Source organism: Arthrobacter sp. MW3 TE3886 (assembly GCF_041262145.1).
Classification (GTDB): domain Bacteria; phylum Actinomycetota; class Actinomycetes; order Actinomycetales; family Micrococcaceae; genus Arthrobacter.
Genome location: NZ_JBGCAN010000001.1, coordinates 958,328 through 973,611, shown reverse-complemented (window position 1 = coordinate 973,611; position 15,284 = coordinate 958,328). Strand labels below are relative to the sequence as shown.

General features: G+C 64.8%; 15 protein-coding genes and 1 pseudogene. 6 read left to right on the top strand and 10 right to left on the bottom strand.

Annotated features, from left to right (window positions below; all coding sequences use genetic code 11):
* The first annotated feature begins 1 nt into the window (after position 1).
* The gene (flgL, locus tag ABH915_RS04505; protein WP_018775827.1) at positions 2-925 is read left to right on the top strand and encodes a flagellar hook-associated protein FlgL; all 924 of its coding nucleotides are present in this window, start codon (positions 2-4) and stop codon (positions 923-925) included.
* Entirely contained in the window at positions 922-1,326 is a 405-nt protein-coding gene (gene fliW / locus ABH915_RS04500; RefSeq protein WP_370118241.1) for a flagellar assembly protein FliW, read from the top strand. Before flgL ends, fliW begins: the two co-directional genes overlap by 4 nt.
* A 64-nt stretch (positions 1,327-1,390) precedes the next feature.
* Here the strand turns inward: fliW and ABH915_RS04495 are convergent, their stop codons facing one another.
* The 3 genes from ABH915_RS04495 to ABH915_RS04485 form a co-directional block, all read right to left on the bottom strand.
* A complete protein-coding gene (locus tag ABH915_RS04495) occupies positions 1,391-1,900 on the bottom strand; it encodes a hypothetical protein (protein WP_370124933.1) in 510 nt (169 codons plus the stop codon).
* Positions 1,901-2,258: 358 nt separating this feature from the next.
* Positions 2,259-2,561, bottom strand: coding sequence for a DUF4193 domain-containing protein (locus tag ABH915_RS04490; RefSeq protein ID WP_018775830.1), 303 nt, complete (start codon positions 2,559-2,561; stop codon positions 2,259-2,261).
* A gap of 193 nt (positions 2,562-2,754) precedes the next feature.
* Complete coding sequence (locus ABH915_RS04485) at positions 2,755-3,249, bottom strand: GyrI-like domain-containing protein (protein ID WP_370118238.1); 495 nt, start codon at positions 3,247-3,249, stop codon at positions 2,755-2,757.
* A gap of 348 nt (positions 3,250-3,597) precedes the next feature.
* Here ABH915_RS04485 and ABH915_RS04480 point away from each other — a divergent pair, with 348 nt between their 5' ends.
* The 4 genes from ABH915_RS04480 (at position 3,598) to ABH915_RS04465 (ending at position 8,145) form a co-directional block, all read left to right on the top strand.
* Positions 3,598-4,539, top strand: coding sequence for a nitrilase-related carbon-nitrogen hydrolase (locus ABH915_RS04480; RefSeq protein ID WP_370118235.1), 942 nt, complete (start codon positions 3,598-3,600; stop codon positions 4,537-4,539).
* Positions 4,536-5,579, top strand: a complete 1,044-nt coding sequence (locus ABH915_RS04475; RefSeq protein WP_370118232.1) for an agmatine/peptidylarginine deiminase — start codon at positions 4,536-4,538, stop codon at positions 5,577-5,579. The genes ABH915_RS04480 and ABH915_RS04475 overlap by 4 nt, the downstream gene beginning before the upstream one ends.
* On the top strand, positions 5,576-7,147 hold the full coding sequence (locus ABH915_RS04470) for an APC family permease (protein ID WP_370118229.1): 1,572 nt from the start codon (positions 5,576-5,578) through the stop codon (positions 7,145-7,147). The genes ABH915_RS04475 and ABH915_RS04470 overlap by 4 nt, the downstream gene beginning before the upstream one ends.
* 170 nt (positions 7,148-7,317) lie before the next feature.
* The gene (locus tag ABH915_RS04465) at positions 7,318-8,145 is read left to right on the top strand and encodes a glycosyl hydrolase (RefSeq protein ID WP_370118226.1); all 828 of its coding nucleotides are present in this window, start codon (positions 7,318-7,320) and stop codon (positions 8,143-8,145) included.
* Positions 8,146-8,205: 60 nt separating this feature from the next.
* On the opposite strand, the gene ABH915_RS04460 is transcribed toward ABH915_RS04465, so the two are convergent.
* The 7 genes and pseudogenes from ABH915_RS04460 to ABH915_RS04430 all read right to left on the bottom strand — a co-directional run bounded on the left by ABH915_RS04460 (position 8,206) and on the right by ABH915_RS04430 (position 15,229).
* Positions 8,206-9,090, bottom strand: coding sequence for a polysaccharide deacetylase (locus ABH915_RS04460; RefSeq protein WP_370118223.1), 885 nt, complete (start codon positions 9,088-9,090; stop codon positions 8,206-8,208).
* The gene (locus ABH915_RS04455; protein WP_370118220.1) at positions 9,080-10,003 is read right to left on the bottom strand and encodes an NAD-dependent epimerase/dehydratase family protein; all 924 of its coding nucleotides are present in this window, start codon (positions 10,001-10,003) and stop codon (positions 9,080-9,082) included. Before ABH915_RS04455 ends, ABH915_RS04460 begins: the two co-directional genes overlap by 11 nt.
* Positions 10,004-10,039: 36 nt before the next feature.
* Positions 10,040-10,798, bottom strand: a complete 759-nt coding sequence (locus tag ABH915_RS04450; protein ID WP_370118217.1) for an SDR family NAD(P)-dependent oxidoreductase — start codon at positions 10,796-10,798, stop codon at positions 10,040-10,042.
* A 28-nt stretch (positions 10,799-10,826) separates the two neighbouring features.
* Positions 10,827-11,603: a D-arabinono-1,4-lactone oxidase gene (locus ABH915_RS04445; RefSeq protein WP_370118214.1), complete on the bottom strand. Its 777-nt coding sequence runs from the start codon at positions 11,601-11,603 to the stop codon at positions 10,827-10,829.
* Positions 11,604-11,664: 61 nt separating this feature from the next.
* Positions 11,665-12,123 (bottom strand): annotated as a pseudogene (locus tag ABH915_RS04440) (FAD-binding protein); the annotation flags it as partial.
* A 28-nt stretch (positions 12,124-12,151) separates the two neighbouring features.
* Entirely contained in the window at positions 12,152-13,666 is a 1,515-nt protein-coding gene (locus ABH915_RS04435; protein ID WP_370118211.1) for an aminobutyraldehyde dehydrogenase, read from the bottom strand.
* A gap of 90 nt (positions 13,667-13,756) precedes the next feature.
* Positions 13,757-15,229, bottom strand: coding sequence for a cytosine permease (locus tag ABH915_RS04430; protein ID WP_370118208.1), 1,473 nt, complete (start codon positions 15,227-15,229; stop codon positions 13,757-13,759).
* Between the last annotated feature and the right edge of the window lie 55 nt (positions 15,230-15,284).

Below are 15,284 nucleotides of genomic sequence, written 5' to 3'. Positions count from 1 at the left end.
CATGCTGAACCGGGTAACAAACCTGACCATGAGCACAACCGCCCAGCGGACCCTGCAGGCCCAGCAGTCCAAGCTGGCCCAGCTGCAGGAAAAGGCCACCACGCTGGACAAGATTTCGCGTCCTTCCGACGATCCTGCCGCCACCGCGCAGGCTCTCGATACGCGCGCACGGCTCGCCGCCAACGCCCAGTACGGCAGGAACATCGACGACGGCGCCGGCTGGCTCAACGCGGCCGACTCCGCCCTCAGCCAGGCCACCAACGTCATGAACCGCATCCTCGACCTCACGGTCCAGGCCGGCAACGGGGCACTCAACCAGGCGGGCAAGGACGCGATCGCCGTCGAGCTCGAAGGGCTGAACAAGGATCTGCTGTCAACCGCCAACAGCAAGCACCTTGGCCGCAACATTTTTGCTGGAAGTTCTGACGCGGCCACGGCCTTCAGCCCGGCCATCCCGGCCGACCCGACGGTTCCGGGTGACACCGGGACTCCCCCGGTCTTCAACGGCGTCGCCGGCGGTTCAGTGGAACGGCGCATCAGTGCCGACAGAACCGTCCAGGTCGACGCGGACGGCGCCGCGATCTTCGGCAGCGGCTCCGGCTCCGTCTTCGACGCCGTCACCAAGACCATCGAGTCCCTGCGCAAAGGTGAGGATGCCACTGTGAACCTCACAAACCTGCAAGCGTCTTTCAAGAACATCGTCAGCGGGCGTGCTGAAATAGGAACACGGCAGGTGCAGCTGGAACGCGCCGGCAACGTCAACACCGAACTGGAGGCCACCTTGGATGCACAGAAGATGGGCATTGAAAAGGCAGATCTCGGCAGCGTCATCATGGACCTGAAGCTTCAGGAAACCAACTACCAGGTGGCCCTCGCGGCGACGGCCCGGGTGCTTCAGCCCACCCTGATGGACTTCCTGCGGTGAGCACCCCGGTCATGGACACTCCGGTCGCCAGCCTGCCCCTCTCTTTCACCGCACCCATGCCGGGATTCGAGGAGCTGCACGATTTCGCGTTGCGGAGCGTCGAGGGCGCGGCCGGCCTGTACGCCCTGGAGGCAGGTTCGAGCCCGGTGCGGCTGTTCCTGGCCGACGCCGCCGTGTTTGCACCCAGCTACGCTCCGCCGGTCCCGGCGGCATCGCTGGAGGCCCTGGAACTCGACGAGCGGGAGGCCGCCCAGGTCCTGGTCGTGGTCAACCACTCCCCCGGTTCCACGACCGTCAACCTCATGGCTCCGATCATTCTGAACCGCGCCACAGGACGCTGCACGCAGCTTGTGCTGGACGGCCGGGACTTCCCGCTCCGCGCCGAACTCAACTCCCTCTAGTCGGCCGCCCGGCAAGCGCGCGGCCCTGCCCTGCGCCTCTCCAGCTTCACGAGCTTCACCGGCTTCACCAGAAGTGCGCCACGTCCACTACGAGCCGCGACCCGGCGTCCGGCCCGGGCAGGGTCAGGACCCGGAACGGCAGCCGGGCGCGTACCCCCAGGCCAATGGTCGAATAGCCCTCGAAGCTGCCCGCCCACGCCACCTGCCGGAAGGTCTGGTAGCCGGCCACGTCAGCCAGTTCATTCTTGTTCGGCGGGTTGTAGGTGGGATTGCCGGCGTCGTCATATGCGGGTGCATTGACCGTGAGCTGAATGAAGGCCTGGCCCCGCAGCGGGACCGGCAGGCCGGACCCGTCCTGCACTACCCCGGGTACGTAGCGGACGCTGTAGCCGGCCACGGGGCCGTTGAGGTCAATGACCAGCCGGTCAAAACAGTAGTGCTGACCGGTCCGGACGTTCACCACCTTGGCCTGGCTCATGGCGGGATCCGCTTTGGCCAGCGACCCCCAGGCCTGTCCGCAGTAGGGGTCCGCGGCGGCAGGCGCCGGCGCAAGAATCCCGAGACCGACGGCCATCAGCACTGATGCGAGCAACGCGCGGAACTTCCGCGACTGGGTCTTCTGCAACTGGGTCTTCTGCAACCCCGCCACCCCCTCGTACTGCCTGGGCCCTTGGGCTGGCGGAACGGTCAGCGCAGGTCAGACGCTTCCAGCGTAGGCGGCCCCGACCCGGCGGGCGAGGTCCTCCACGGTTTCGGCGCCCAACCGTTAGCGTGGCCCGTTGCTGATCACAGACGGATTTCACGGACACAACCAGTGAATATCGTTCACGAACAGATAACGCCGCCAGCCCCGGGCCAGGCCGGGAACGGCGAAGCGCCGGCACCCTCGCGGGTCCGGCGCTTCTTACGGCCTGGCTGTTGCTTGGAAGGTTTTAGCCTTCGCAGTCGCGGCAGTACTTCATGCCGTTCTTCTCAAGGGCCACCTGGGACCTGTGACGGACCAGGAAGCAGGAGGAGCAGGTGAATTCATCGGACTGCTCCGGAACAACAATGACCGTCAGCTCTTCGCCGGACAGATCCGCACCGGGAAGATCGATGCCCTCAGCGGTGTCATTCTCATCGACGTCGATCACGGCGGTCTGCGCGCCGCCGCCGCGGGACGCCTGAAGCGCCTCCAGCGACTCAGCGGGAGATTCTTCTTCTGTCTTGCGTGGGGCGTCGTAATCGGTAGCCATATCGGGGTTCACTTTCGTTGCTGCGCAGCGCCATTTCAGGCACCTCAGTGAAGCAGTTTAGGACATTATGCATGGAGTTGAGCAATAGTGTGGCCTATCAGACACAATGAGTCGGACAGGCCCTGGAAAACCGGTGCAGCGGACCCCTGCGGCGAGTCTCCGAGCTTCGAACGGGCAGTTCAGGTGCGGCAGTTCAGGCAACCGGCCAGACCACCAGGGTCTGCCATTTCGCCGGGTCGGGTTCGACGCCGGGATCGGTGAGGTAGTACTCCCACATCGCCACCCCCGGGTTCGCGCCGTCCTGCCGCATCCGCGCCATGATCGCGCTGTAGGTGTGCTGCAGTGATTCGTAAGGGCCGATGTGCATCGCCTCGTAGCCCTGGCCTGCGGGGAGGATCCCGGCGATGACCGCAGTGTCCGCGCCGCCGGGATTCGTGAAAGGTGCGGCGAGCGGAAACCCCGCCTCGACGTCGACGACGTCGGTCGGCGTGCCGCGGTACAGCGCGAACGGCGGTCCGGCCAACTGGACGTGCTGCTCCTGCACCGCACCCATGACGGCGGAGAAGGCACGGCCGAAAAATTCCCGCAATGCATCCATCGGGACTGTCTCACGCACCACCGCAGTGGGCTGTTCCTTGAGTTGGGCGGCCCTGATGTCCGGAGCCGACCCCGGGTTCGTTTGAGTCATACCCCAGACTCTGCCGGGTCCAATCCACGGTCTAGGGCCTTACGGCCCGCACCCCCGGGGAGGTCCGCGCCGCGGGTTGGCAGCGGTCCGGCCGCCGGTCCCGGGACGCCGCAGGTTGCACCGCGAATAAATAAATGAACTTTATTCATATTAGGTCTTGCCCCGCGCGCCCGTCACCCTCAAACTAAATGAACACTGTTCATTAATGTGACGCCCGTCTCACTGGAGTAGCCATGATCGAAATCACGTCCCTCGACACCCCGCCCTCCCTGGCCCGCACCGCCTCGTCCCCTACCGCGCCGTCCAGCACAACGCAGTCCAGCCGGCCCGCGCTGCGGGGTCGGCGTCGTGCAGCATCGCTGGCATCCTGACGCCGAAGCCCTGCACGCAGAACTGGACGAAGGCATCGGGCGGGCGGCCCGGCTGGGAGCCGCCGTCGTCTTCCTCCCCGAGCTCACACTGTCCCGCTACCCCGCGGACACGCTTCCCGAAAATGACGCCGCCCGGGGCGGGACCACGCGCCCGCGGCCCTCGGACATCGCCGAGGACCTTTTCACCGGCCCCACGTTCCGCTTCGCGGCGGACGCGGCCCGGAAACACGGAATCTGCGTCCACGCCTCGCTCTACCAGAAGGCGGAGAATCCGGACGGCACTGACGACGGCCTGGGCCTGAACACCGCCATCCTGGTGTCCCCCGGGGGCGAACTCCTGGCCCGCACCCACAAGCTCCACATTCCCGTCACGGCCGGCTACTACGAGGACAAATTCTTCCGCCAGGGCCCGGACGGCGACGACGCCTACGAGGTCCATGCCCCCGACGAACTCGGCGGCGCACGGTTGGGCATGCCCACCTGCTGGGACGAGTGGTTCCCGGAGCTGGCGCGGATTTACTCCCTCGGCGGGGCGGAGCTCCTGGTCTACCCCACCGCCATCGGCTCCGAGCCGGACCACCCGGACTTCGACACCCAGCCGCTGTGGCAGCAGGTCATTGTGGGCAACGGCATCGCCAACGGGCTGTTCATGGTGGTCCCCAACCGCTGGGGCAGCGAAGGCACGCTGAACTTCTACGGTTCCTCCTTCGTCTCCGACCCCTACGGCCGTATCCTCGCCCAGGCACCGCGGGACGAATCCGCAGTGATTGTCGCGGACCTCGATCTCGACCAGCGCCGGGACTGGCTGACGCTCTTCCCCTTCCTGGCCACCCGCCGCCCGGACACGTACGGGCGCCTGACCGAACCGGTACGCGCCGACGCCCCGCTCGGCTCCGACACCAGCAAGGCCAACGCATGAGCGCCTGGCGGATGCCGTCCGAAACGGCACCCCAGGACCGGGTCTGGATGGCGTTCCCCACCGGCGGCTACACCCTGGGCGACACAGAGGCAGAAGCCCACGCCGCCCGCTCCGTCTGGGCCGCCGTCGCGAACGCCGTCGTGGAATTCGAACCGGTCACCATGCTGGTGGCGCCGGCGGATGTGCAGACCGCGGCGGACTACCTCCACCCGGACATCGAGGTGGTCCCCGCCGCCCTGAACGACGCCTGGATGCGGGACATCGGCCCCACGTTCGTCCTCGACGACGGCGGCCGGCTCGGCGCCGTCGACTGGGTCTTCAACGGCTGGGGCGGCCAGGACTGGGCCGCCTGGGACAGGGATTCGCTCGTGGCGGCGGACGTCGCGGCCCGCTCGGGAGCCAGCCACCTCGTCTCCGCGCTGGTGAACGAGGGCGGCGGCATCCACGTCGACGGGGAAGGCACGGTCCTCGTCACCGAGACGGTCCAGCTCGACCCGGGCCGCAACCCCGGGCTCGGCAAGGCCGACGTCGAGGCCGAGCTGGCCCGGACCCTCGGTGTCAGCCACGTCGTCTGGCTTCCCCGCGGGCTGACCCGGGATTCGGAACGGTTCGGCACCCGAGGCCACGTCGACATCGTCGCGGCCATCCCGTCCCCCGGCACCGTGTTGGTCCATTCCCAGCAGAACCCGGCACACCCCGATTTCGAGGTCAGCCGGGACATCATCAGCCACCTCGCCACCACCCGGGACGCGGCCGGCCGCGAATGGAACATCATCGAGGTCCCCGCCCCGGAAACCCTGACGGACGAGGAGGGTTTCGTCGACTACAGCTACATCAACCATCTCGTGGTCAACGGCGGCGTCATCGCCTGCACCTTCGGCGACCCGATGGACGAAAAGGCCTTGCGCATCCTTGGCGACGCCTACCCCGGCCGCAGGGTAGTCGGCATCGACGCCCGCGAGCTCTTCGCCCGCGGCGGCGGCATCCACTGCATCACCCAACAGCAACCGTCCGTCCCCCAGAAGACAGGTCAGCCATGAGTCAAACTATCGGCCGCGAAGACGGCATCACTACCGCGCCCGACGTCGTCGATCCGGCCGGTTCCAAGCACGGCATCACGGGCAAGGGACTCAGGGGCGGCCAGCTGGGCCTGCTCGCCGTCGTCGTCCTCGGCATCTCCTCCGTGGCCCCCGCCTACAGCCTGACCAGTTCGCTGGGACCCGCCGTCGGGGCCGTGGGCCTGCAGCTGCCGGCGATCTTCATTGTCGCGTTCATCCCGATGATCCTGGTGGCGTTCGCCTACCGTGAGCTCAACGCCGATTCACCGGACAGCGGCACCACCTTCACGTGGGCCACGAAGGCGTTCGGCCCGTTCGTCGGCTGGCTGGGCGGCTGGGGCCTGCTGGCCGCCAACATCATCGTCCTGTCCAACCTGGCCGGCGTCGCGGTGGACTTCTTCTATCTCTTCCTGGCCCAGATGTTCAACAATCCCGAACTCGCGGACCTGACCTCCAACACGGCCTTAAACATCGTGACGTGCCTGGTGTTCGTGGCACTGGCCGTCTGGGTCAGCTACCGTGGCCTGCACGCCACCAAGCTGGTGCAGTACACCATGGTCGGATTCCAGGTCCTCGTCCTGGGCATCTTCGTCGTCATGGCACTCACCCACGCTGCCTCGGGCGACTCGGGCACCGCGATCGCCTTCAGCTGGGACTGGTTCAACCCGATGAAGATCGGCAGCTTCGAGCAGTTCGCCGCCGGCATGTCACTGGCCGTCTTCGTCTACTGGGGCTGGGACGTCTGCCTCACCGTGAACGAGGAAACCAAGGGCGGCAAGGGCACCGCCGGCCGGGCAGGAACCACGACGGCGGTCGCCGTCCTGGCCCTGTACCTCGTCGCGATCGTGGCCACCATGATGGTTGCCGGCACCGGAACCGACGGCATCGGCCTGAACAACCCGGACAACCAGTCGAATATCTTTGCAGCGCTGGCTTCTCCCGTCATGGGCCCGCTGGCCATCCTGATGTCCCTGGCCGTGCTCTCCGGCACCGCGTCGTCCCTGCAGTCCACCATGGCCTCCCCCGCCCGCAGCCTGCTGGCGATGGGCCACTACGGGGCGCTGCCGCCGCGCTTCGCTTCCGTCAGCAAGCGGTTCGGATCCCCCGGTTTCGCCACGGTGATTGCCGGTGTGATCTCCGGCGGCTTCTATGCCGTCATGAAGGTGGTCAGCGAGAACGTCCTGAACGACACCATCATGGCCCTGGGCCTGATGATCTGCTTCTACTACGGCCTCACGGCGTTCGCCTGCACCTGGTACTTCCGGCACAGCCTGTTCTCCAGCGTCCGCAACTTCTTCATGCGGCTGCTGTTCCCGGTGCTGGGCGGCCTGGTCCTCACCGTGGTCTTCTTCCAGACCGCCGTGGACAGCTGGGCACCGGAATTCGGCAGCGGCTCGGAGGTCTTCGGGGTGGGCCTGGTGTTCATCCTGGGGATCGGCATCCTCGCCCTCGGCGTCGTGATCATGCTGGTCGCCGCGAAACTGCATCCGGGCTTCTTCCGGGGCGAGACGATCCGGAAGGACACGCCCGCGCTGGTGGTTCCGGAGTAGCCTCCCAGCGGCAATGGACGGCGCACGGCTTTGCCCCCTGTTGCGGGGGCAAAGCCGTGCGTTTGCTGCGAATAGGGCCGAACGAATCTTCCTAACACCGATACGACGGCGTAGCGTGACTCGCGTCAGATCCTGGTCTCGACCCGCTTCGCATCGAGAGAAGGAATACAATGGAACGCCGGACATTTCTCGCCTTACCGCTGGCCGCCCTGACTCTTCCGGGCGTCCTTTCCGCGGCCCCTGCCTCCGCGGTGGTTCCCCGGCCCCTGGCGCTCAAGGGCGCAGCCCGCGGAGGCACAGACGCACTGGCGCTTCGGCAGATCCGGGACCTCAACGCCAGCTGGTACTACTCGTGGGGATCGACATATACCGTCACCACCAACCCAGGATTCGTCCCGATGGTCTGGAGCGGAAAAGCCCTGATCCGGAATGATTCTGTCGGCGAGGTGATCCGCCAGCTTCCCGTGACGAGGACCAAGAACCTTCTCGGCTTCAACGAGCCTGACTATTCCAGCCAGGCCAACATGTCCGTTGACGAGGCCATCCGTCTATGGCCCCTGCTCCAGTCCACCGGCCTGAGACTGGGGTCCCCGTGCACCGTCAGCGCGACCAGCCCGTGGCTGGATAAGTTCATGACCAAGGCGGCCAGGGCCAACCTGCGCGTGGACTTCATGACGATGCACAGCTACGGCTGGCCAAATGCTGAGAGCTTCCTTTCGAAGGTCCGGAATCTGCACGACAAGTATGAAAGGCCCGTGTGGGTTACCGAATTTTCCGTCGCGGACTGGTCTGCGACCCCCTCGCGCCCCTCCCGGTACACCCGAAGCGAAGTGCACAGTTTCATGCGGGCTGCTGTCGCCGGGATGCGGGCGATGCCGTTCGTTGAACGGTTCGCGTGGTATGCCAAGGGGCCCTCCGATCCGTGTTTGGGCCCTTCGGCCCTCTACCAAACGAACGGCCAACTGACAGTAGCCGGCAGGATCTACGCATCGCTCTAAGCCGGTGGGGCCCTGCACCTATTGATGGGACTACTGGTATTGATGGGACTACTGGCCAGTTCAGTAGTCCGGGTAGAGCTCCGCGGATGCGGTAACGGGGTTGAGGGGCTCGGCAATCATTTCCGGGTCGCCGAGGGCCGCGTCCGCGAGCGCTTCGCACGTCGAGAAGCGGACGTCGCCGCGTTCCAGCGCCGTTTCGATAACCGTCCGCAGGGCTTCCAGCCGTCCTGCCCGTCCAGTGAGAAACGGGTGGCACGTGAGCATGAATAGCGCTCCGTGACGTCGCATTGCGTCGATCTCGTGAATCCACATATCAGCGACCACCAGAGGCGACTGGATGATTTCACCGATCCTGGGTTCAGGAAGGAAGGCATACTGCTCCCAGTCGTCCAGGCTCCAATGCGGGGGAAGCTCCGCAACCGTTCCTGCGGGGGTTTCAATGAGATACGGCACGTCCGCGTCCATCAGGCTGGAATCGTATTTGAGCCCGTACTCAGCTACGAGCGTCGGCGTCTGCCAAGAGGGCTCCCACAGCGCGGCGCGGTGCCCCTTTGGAGTAATGCCGAAGCGCCCGAGTGAGGCAAGCGCCAGGTCGAAGTCGGCGCGTTCATCGTCGAAACTCATGTTCACCGCGGTCCGGTGAGTGTGTGAGTGGTGCGCGATCTCGTGCCCCGATTCCAGGACCTGTTCAACCATGCGGGGATATCGTTCCGCAGTTACCCCTGGAATGAAGAATGTCGCCGGCTGCTGGACCTCTTCCAACATTTGGAGAATCCGGGGAACCCCCACTTTGGGTCCAAACGCCTGGTGCGTCATCGCCATCGCGTTCCCGGCATAGCGGCGGCCGGCCGCCAGGATGGGGGACTCGGCGTCGACGTCGAACGTCAACGCGGCAACGCACGCCGCCCCCTGCCTCCATCCTCCCTTTACAAGGTCAGAAGTCATGGCCGGAGAGCCAGTCTGCATAATCGCCGAGGGCCCGCTGCAGCGGCCAGGCCGATTCGTAGCCTAGGTCCGTGGCCGCGGAAGCGATGCTGAAGTGGCCCTGCAAGTCCAAGGTTGGATCCGTCCCGGGCCCGATCTCCACGGTGGCGTCCGGGAACGCCAATCGGACTTCTTTGACGACGTCGCTCAGTGTCCAGTATTCGCTGCCGGAGATGTTGTAAGCCAGGGGCCTGGCTGAGGCTGTTTGCGGTGCCTGGACTGCTGCCAGCGCGGCAAGAGCGACGTCGCGGACGTAGACCAGGTTGTAGCGGTGATCGGCACCGTGGTCGAGCGAGAATGAACCGTCACGGACCACGCCGCGCATGATGTCCCGCATGACTTCGTCCATCCGGTTTCCGGGTCCGTAAACCTGGCCGATGCGCAGGGAGATAACGTCGATGCCAAACCTGTAGCCGTAGACCTGGCCGAGCCATTCCCCGGTAACCTTCGTTACGGCGTACGGCGTCGTGGGATTTACGGGCTCCGATTCGAGAACCACTGGCGCTGAGGTTTTTCCGTACACGCACTCGGAAGAGAAGAAAACGATCCGTTTGACGCCGTGGAGCCGTGCCGCCTCGAAAACCGCCACAGTTCCCTCGACGTTGGCAGCAAAGGTTGCCAAGGGAAAGCTCAGCGAATACGTCGGGTGGGATATTGCGGCGGTATGGACGATGGTGTCCACGTCGTGCTCCTTGAGAACCTCGAGGAGACGAGGGATATCGAAGAGCTCGCCCTGAACGGACATGACATCTGGGCGCGGCGCCTCGAGGAAGTCCCGGTTGTAGCTGACGGTTTGATGACCGGCGTCGGAGAGTTCGTTGACTATGTGGCGGCCGGTGAATCCGGCACCACCTGTGACCAGGACAGAGCTCATGTGATTTTGCCTTTCAGCACATGTGTTGGATGGGGGTCAATGCCCAAGCGGGAAGGTTGTCGTTCGACCACCGTCGACCACCAGGTTTGTTCCCGTGACATACGAGGACTCAGGACCCAGTAGCCACAGCGCCGCGGCTGCAATCTCCTCCGGCAGGGCGAATCGGCCAAGCGGTACTGAAGCTTCGTCTCGAGCTCTCTCTTCTTCGTTCGCGAACTCGGCCGCGAGCATAGGCGTATCCGTCGTGCCCGGCGAGAGTGCGTTGACCCGGACGCCGGCGGGAGCTAGTTCGGCGGCCAAGGACCGCATCATCGAAAGCACGCCGCCCTTGGTGGCGGTGTACGCGGAGTAGCCCGTCTGGCCGACCAGTGACAGCTCGCTGGCAGTGCAGACCAGCGATCCGCCGCCGCTGGATGTGAGCGTTCGCGCCGCTGCCCTGGCGAAGTGGAAAGTGCCGGTCAAATTCACCTGGATCAGCCTTTGCCACAGCTCGTCGGACGTTTCGGCGATCGGCGCCACGCTGGAGATCCCTGCAGCGTTGAAGGCACCGCTCAGTGGTCCGAGTTCAGCTTCGGCCTGGGCGAAGGCGGTATCGACCTGCACGGACTCAGCCACGTTGGCTTCGATGAAGATCACAGCGCCCGTCAGCTGGCGTTTTGCATCATCAAGCAACCGGTCAGGCAGCCCTACTGCCGCAACTTTGGCACCGTGCGCCAGAAGGGCTCGAGTGGTCGCGAGACCGATGCCGGAGCTGGCTCCGGCGACAAGGTAGGCCCTGTCCTGAAAATGGCTCATGTCGTCTCTTCCCGCGTCGAATTGGTGGTTAGCCCACGAGGGCCCGCGTGTGGTCGTTGAGGAACATCCCGCGGGGGTCGAATTCCCGGCGGATTTGGATGAAGGTGTCGAGCTCCGGGTAGAGACGCTCCAGGCGGCTTCTGGTCATGAAGTGGATCTTGCCCCAGTGTGCACGTGGCTCGAATTCCTGCAGCACCGCATCGGCGTCCCGGAAAAAGGGCCAGTAGTCGGTCCCAGGTTCGGTGGTCAGCGTGATGACGGTGGTGTCGCGTCCCTGGAACTGTGACATATAGCCCTCGTCGGCTTTCACCCAGCGGACCTCAACGGGGTACTTCTGATCGGAGTGCTTGGTGCGGATCAGGTCCTGGACAGCCTCGACGGCCGCCAGGCCGTGTTCGCTGGGAACGAAGTACTCGAGTTCGTGGAACGGTGTGGTGAATCCGCCCGGGTAGATGCGGTACGACCGGTCCAGCCGGGCGCCCTCCGTGCCGGAAATTTCGCGCTCGTCCTGGACGTCGGCGATGTTGTACCGCTTGGTGTAGCTGCGGTTTGCCATGCTCTGGCCCGGCGATCCGGGCAGGTCCAGGAGCTCACAGGAACCGTTGTCCGGGCACCAGAGGAACGAGTAGTGCCTGTTCCCGTCGATATCGGCCTGCCAGGTTGCCGCGGTCTCTGCCCAGGTGGGATACGTGATCTGCTCCTGCAGGTAATAGCGGTCCTCGACCGCCAGTTCGACCTCCAGGAAAATTCCGAGGGTCCCGAGGGCGACCTGGGCTGCCCTGAGTTCGCGGGAGTTGCCCCTCACCGATTTCGACGATTTCGCCGTAGCCGTTGATCAGCCGGACCCAGCGAAGGGCTGATGAGAAGCTGCCCAGGTTCTTTCCGGAGCCGTGCGTGCTGGTCGCCAGTGCCCCGGCGATCTGCTGCTTGTCGATGTCGCCCTGGTTGCCCAGTGCCAGCCCCTGCTCCCACAGCGGATCGCCAAAGGCGTTGATGGTGGTGCCGGCCAGGGCCCGTGCGCGGCGCCGCACGAGGTCGGTTCCGGTGATTGCCGAGAGTGCGGACATGTCCATCAGGACGCCGCCCGTCTGAACAAGCGGAGAGGACGAATGCCCTGAGCCGACCGCGCGTACTGGCAGGCCTTCCCGGATGGCGAACCGGACGGCGTCGAGGGCCTCCTGTTCATTCCGCGGCCGGACGGTGAAGGCTGGCGTGGCGCTCTGGTTTCCGCCCCAATTGGTCCACGTTACGTCGGTTCCGAAGGGAGCGGACGGCGTTGCGGCACGGGCGGACGACGCGGTGTGGTGATGATTCGTGGTGGTCATTGCTGAGCTCCGATGCTGGTCTTAAGGCTCATGCGCCGTGGTTGATCATGACGTGCTTGGTGCGGGAGTAATCGTCCAAGGCATACAGCGAGAGGTCGCGGCCGTAGCCGGATCCCTTGAATCCGCCCCAGGGAACCTCGCAGGCCAACACCAGGTGCGAATTGACCCAGACGGTGCCGAAATCGAGTTGCTTCGGAACCCTGAGCGAGAGGCTCGAATCCCGCGTCCATACCGAGGCGGAAAGGCCGTAGGGACTCTCGTTTGCCCGGGTGATGGCCTCTTCAGTGGAGCGGAAGGACTCCACGGTGACCACGGGGCCAAAGATTTCGTGGGTAGCAATATGCGCCCCGGCCGGGACGTTGCTGATTACGGTGGGTTCAATGAAGTAACCGGGGCCGTCCAAGGCCGAGCCGCCGATGGCCACCTGAAGCCCCGCAGCCTTTGCCTCGGCAAGAGCTTCCTTGACGCGTTCGAAGTGCGGGCGCGAAATCATGGGACCGATTTCCACGTCCTCCCCTGCGCCCGGAGCGCCGACGACGAGCGTGCTGACTTCGCCTACCAGGTGTGCGGTGAACTCCTCGGCCACGGACTCGTGCACGAGCACCCGGCAGGCGGCGCCGCAGTCCTGGCCCGCATTCCAGAAGCCGGCGTTTCGCACGCCGGCGGCGGCCGCGCGGAGGTCGGCGTCGGGGAAGACGACAACCGGGGCTTTGCCGCCGAGTTCCAGGTGGACGCGCTTGACAGACTTGGCCGCGGTCTCCGCCACTGCCTGTCCGCTGACGACGCTACCCGTCAACGCAATGAGCGCCACATCAGGGTGTTCGGAGAGTCGCTGCCCGACGGTTCGGCCTTTTCCTGTCACGACGTTGAGGATTCCATCGGGGATGCGTCCGGCGACAAGCTCTGCCAGCTTCAGCGTCGAGAGCGGCGTCTGTTCCGAGGGCTTGAGGACGATGCTGTTTCCGGCGGCGAGGATGGGCGCGATCTTCCAGGCAGCCATCAGCAGCGGGTAGTTCCAAGGGGTGATGACGCCGACGACGCCGACGGGTTCCCTGAGGATGACCGAGGTGTGTCCGGTGGCGTAGTCGCCGCCTGCCATGGAGGTCAGTGTGCGGGAAGCACCGGCCATGAATCGGAACGTATCGATGGTGCTGGAGACATCGTCCTCCGCGACGGTTCGCGGCTTACCGGTGTTGGCGGACTCGATGATTTCGAAGGCTTCACGGTTGGCTTCAATGATGTTGGCGATCAGGGAGAGCACCTCGGAGCGTTCCTTCGGTGTCGTGGTACCCCAGGACTTTTGGGCCGCCACGGCTGCTTCAACCGCAACGTCCACATCCGCGGCCGTGCCGGCCTGAACCGACGCGATGACCTGTTCCGTGGTGGGGTCCACGACGTCGATCAGCCGGGTCGCGGAACCGAGGACAAACGATCCACCGATGAAGTGCCCCGTCGGAGGCAAAACGGGTGGCAAGAAACTGGTGCTGCTTTGCTCCGCTGCAGAGCGTCGGACTGTGAACCGCTCGAGGTCAGTGAGTGTCATGATTTTTTGCCTTTGTTTCTGCGCCGATCGCGGCGCCGGGAGTCTGGTGTGGGGGTGGGCGGTACGTGCCCGGGATGCGCGGAGCGTGCGTTACGCCCGCTCCGCCTCAATCAGGTCAGTTGCGAATGCGGGAGACTGAAAGGGGGCGGCTTCCGGCGTTTTCCGGAACACACGTGCCGCGAAGTAGTACAGAGGTGCAACAACCACCAGACCGACAATCCAGGAGAGGTCCACGCCGTTCATCGCTGCGGCGGCGGGTCCTGTGAACATCGCCGTGGCCGAGAACGGAACCTGGATCAGTGCGCCGGCAACGTAGGCTCCGATCGCAACCCAGTTGAACCTTCCGTAAACCCCGCCGTCGCGCTTGAAGAAGTCTTCAACCCGGTACTCGCCGTGCCGCAGGAGGTAGTAATCGACCAGGTTGATGGCCGTCCAGGGAACCAGGACGTACATCAGGAAGGAGAGGAAGTTCGTGTAGAAGAAGATGAAATTGTCGCGGGCGAACAGCGCGATCAAGAGGGCGAGGGTGAAGATGAGGATCGCCGCTATGGTTCGGGTCTTGGCGTGGGGCAACCAGGCCGGCCTGAACGTCTGCCCAATGGTGAGGGTGCACAGGACCCCGCAATAGAGGTTCATCGCGTTTGACGCCGCAACGCCGAGGCAGAAGATTCCGATGATCACCATGGTCCAGGGCCCGAGCATGGCTCCCAGGCTCCCGACTATTTCGACGCTGCTGCCATCGTTGATCAGGGCCAGTGCGAGCGTTCCCACCAGGGCTCCCAAGACCATCGGGAAGAGTGTTCCCAAGACGCAGCCTGAGTAGGAGGCCCAGAACGCCGGGGCCGAACCGGTGCCCTGGGGCATGTAGCGGGAGTAGTCAGAGACGTAGGGAGCGTAGGCGAGCTGCCATAGCGCGGAGACCGAGATGGTGGCCATGAAGCCGACCCAGTTGAAGTTTCCCTGGTCCATGAAGCTGGCCGGCAATCCGTAGACCGCCAGGATCCAGACGAAGGCCAGCACCAGCGCCAGACCGGCCACGACGCTCAAGAAGCGTGCATAGGCGTGGATGAGCCGGTAGCCGAAGATGGTGGCCACGACGCTCACGACGCCAATGACAATGATGCCCGCATCAACGCTGATGCCCGGGGTGACGGCGGCCAGTGCTTGGCCGCCAAAGACGAGGTTCGCCGCGAAGAAACCGACGTACATGATCACCACGATGACCACGATCAGCAGCGCCCCGTACGAACCGAACTGGCCGCGGGTCTGAATCATCTGCGCCACGCCCAGCTGCGGGCCCTGGGCCGAATGCAGTGCCATGAAAATGCCACCGACGAGGTTCCCAACGATGATTCCGACGATTGCCGGCACAAAGCTGAGCCCGAACACCGTCGTCGCGAGTCCCCCGGTCACGATTGTCATGATCATGATGTTGGAACCGAACCAGATGGTGAAGAGGTCCCGTGCTTTTCCGTGGCGTTCGTGGGCCGGGATGGGTTGAATGGTCTTGTCCTCGAGCCGGGGTACTTCGGCTGTGACGGCGTGGGTGGGTCGAGCGTTCATGATGCGTTCCTGGAGTTCATGGGAACCTCTTTGTTCTGTCCCGGCGCTTCGTCGA

Coding starts and splice junctions, on each gene's coding strand:
- flgL (WP_018775827.1), top strand. CDS start 2: ATGCTGAACCGGGTAACAAACCTGACCATGAGCACAACCGCCCAGCGG.
- ABH915_RS04490 (WP_018775830.1), bottom strand. CDS start 2,561: ATGGCTACCGATTACGACGCCCCACGCAAGACAGAAGAAGAATCTCCC.
- ABH915_RS04430 (WP_370118208.1), bottom strand. CDS start 15,229: ATGAACGCTCGACCCACCCACGCCGTCACAGCCGAAGTACCCCGGCTC.
- ABH915_RS04435 (WP_370118211.1), bottom strand. CDS start 13,666: ATGACACTCACTGACCTCGAGCGGTTCACAGTCCGACGCTCTGCAGCG.
- ABH915_RS04460 (WP_370118223.1), bottom strand. CDS start 9,090: ATGACTTCTGACCTTGTAAAGGGAGGATGGAGGCAGGGGGCGGCGTGC.
- ABH915_RS04495 (WP_370124933.1), bottom strand. CDS start 1,900: ATGGCCGTCGGTCTCGGGATTCTTGCGCCGGCGCCTGCCGCCGCGGAC.
- ABH915_RS04455 (WP_370118220.1), bottom strand. CDS start 10,003: ATGAGCTCTGTCCTGGTCACAGGTGGTGCCGGATTCACCGGCCGCCAC.
- ABH915_RS04475 (WP_370118232.1), top strand. CDS start 4,536: ATGAGCGCCTGGCGGATGCCGTCCGAAACGGCACCCCAGGACCGGGTC.
- ABH915_RS04465 (WP_370118226.1), top strand. CDS start 7,318: ATGGAACGCCGGACATTTCTCGCCTTACCGCTGGCCGCCCTGACTCTT.
- ABH915_RS04450 (WP_370118217.1), bottom strand. CDS start 10,798: ATGAGCCATTTTCAGGACAGGGCCTACCTTGTCGCCGGAGCCAGCTCC.
- ABH915_RS04470 (WP_370118229.1), top strand. CDS start 5,576: ATGAGTCAAACTATCGGCCGCGAAGACGGCATCACTACCGCGCCCGAC.
- ABH915_RS04485 (WP_370118238.1), bottom strand. CDS start 3,249: ATGACTCAAACGAACCCGGGGTCGGCTCCGGACATCAGGGCCGCCCAA.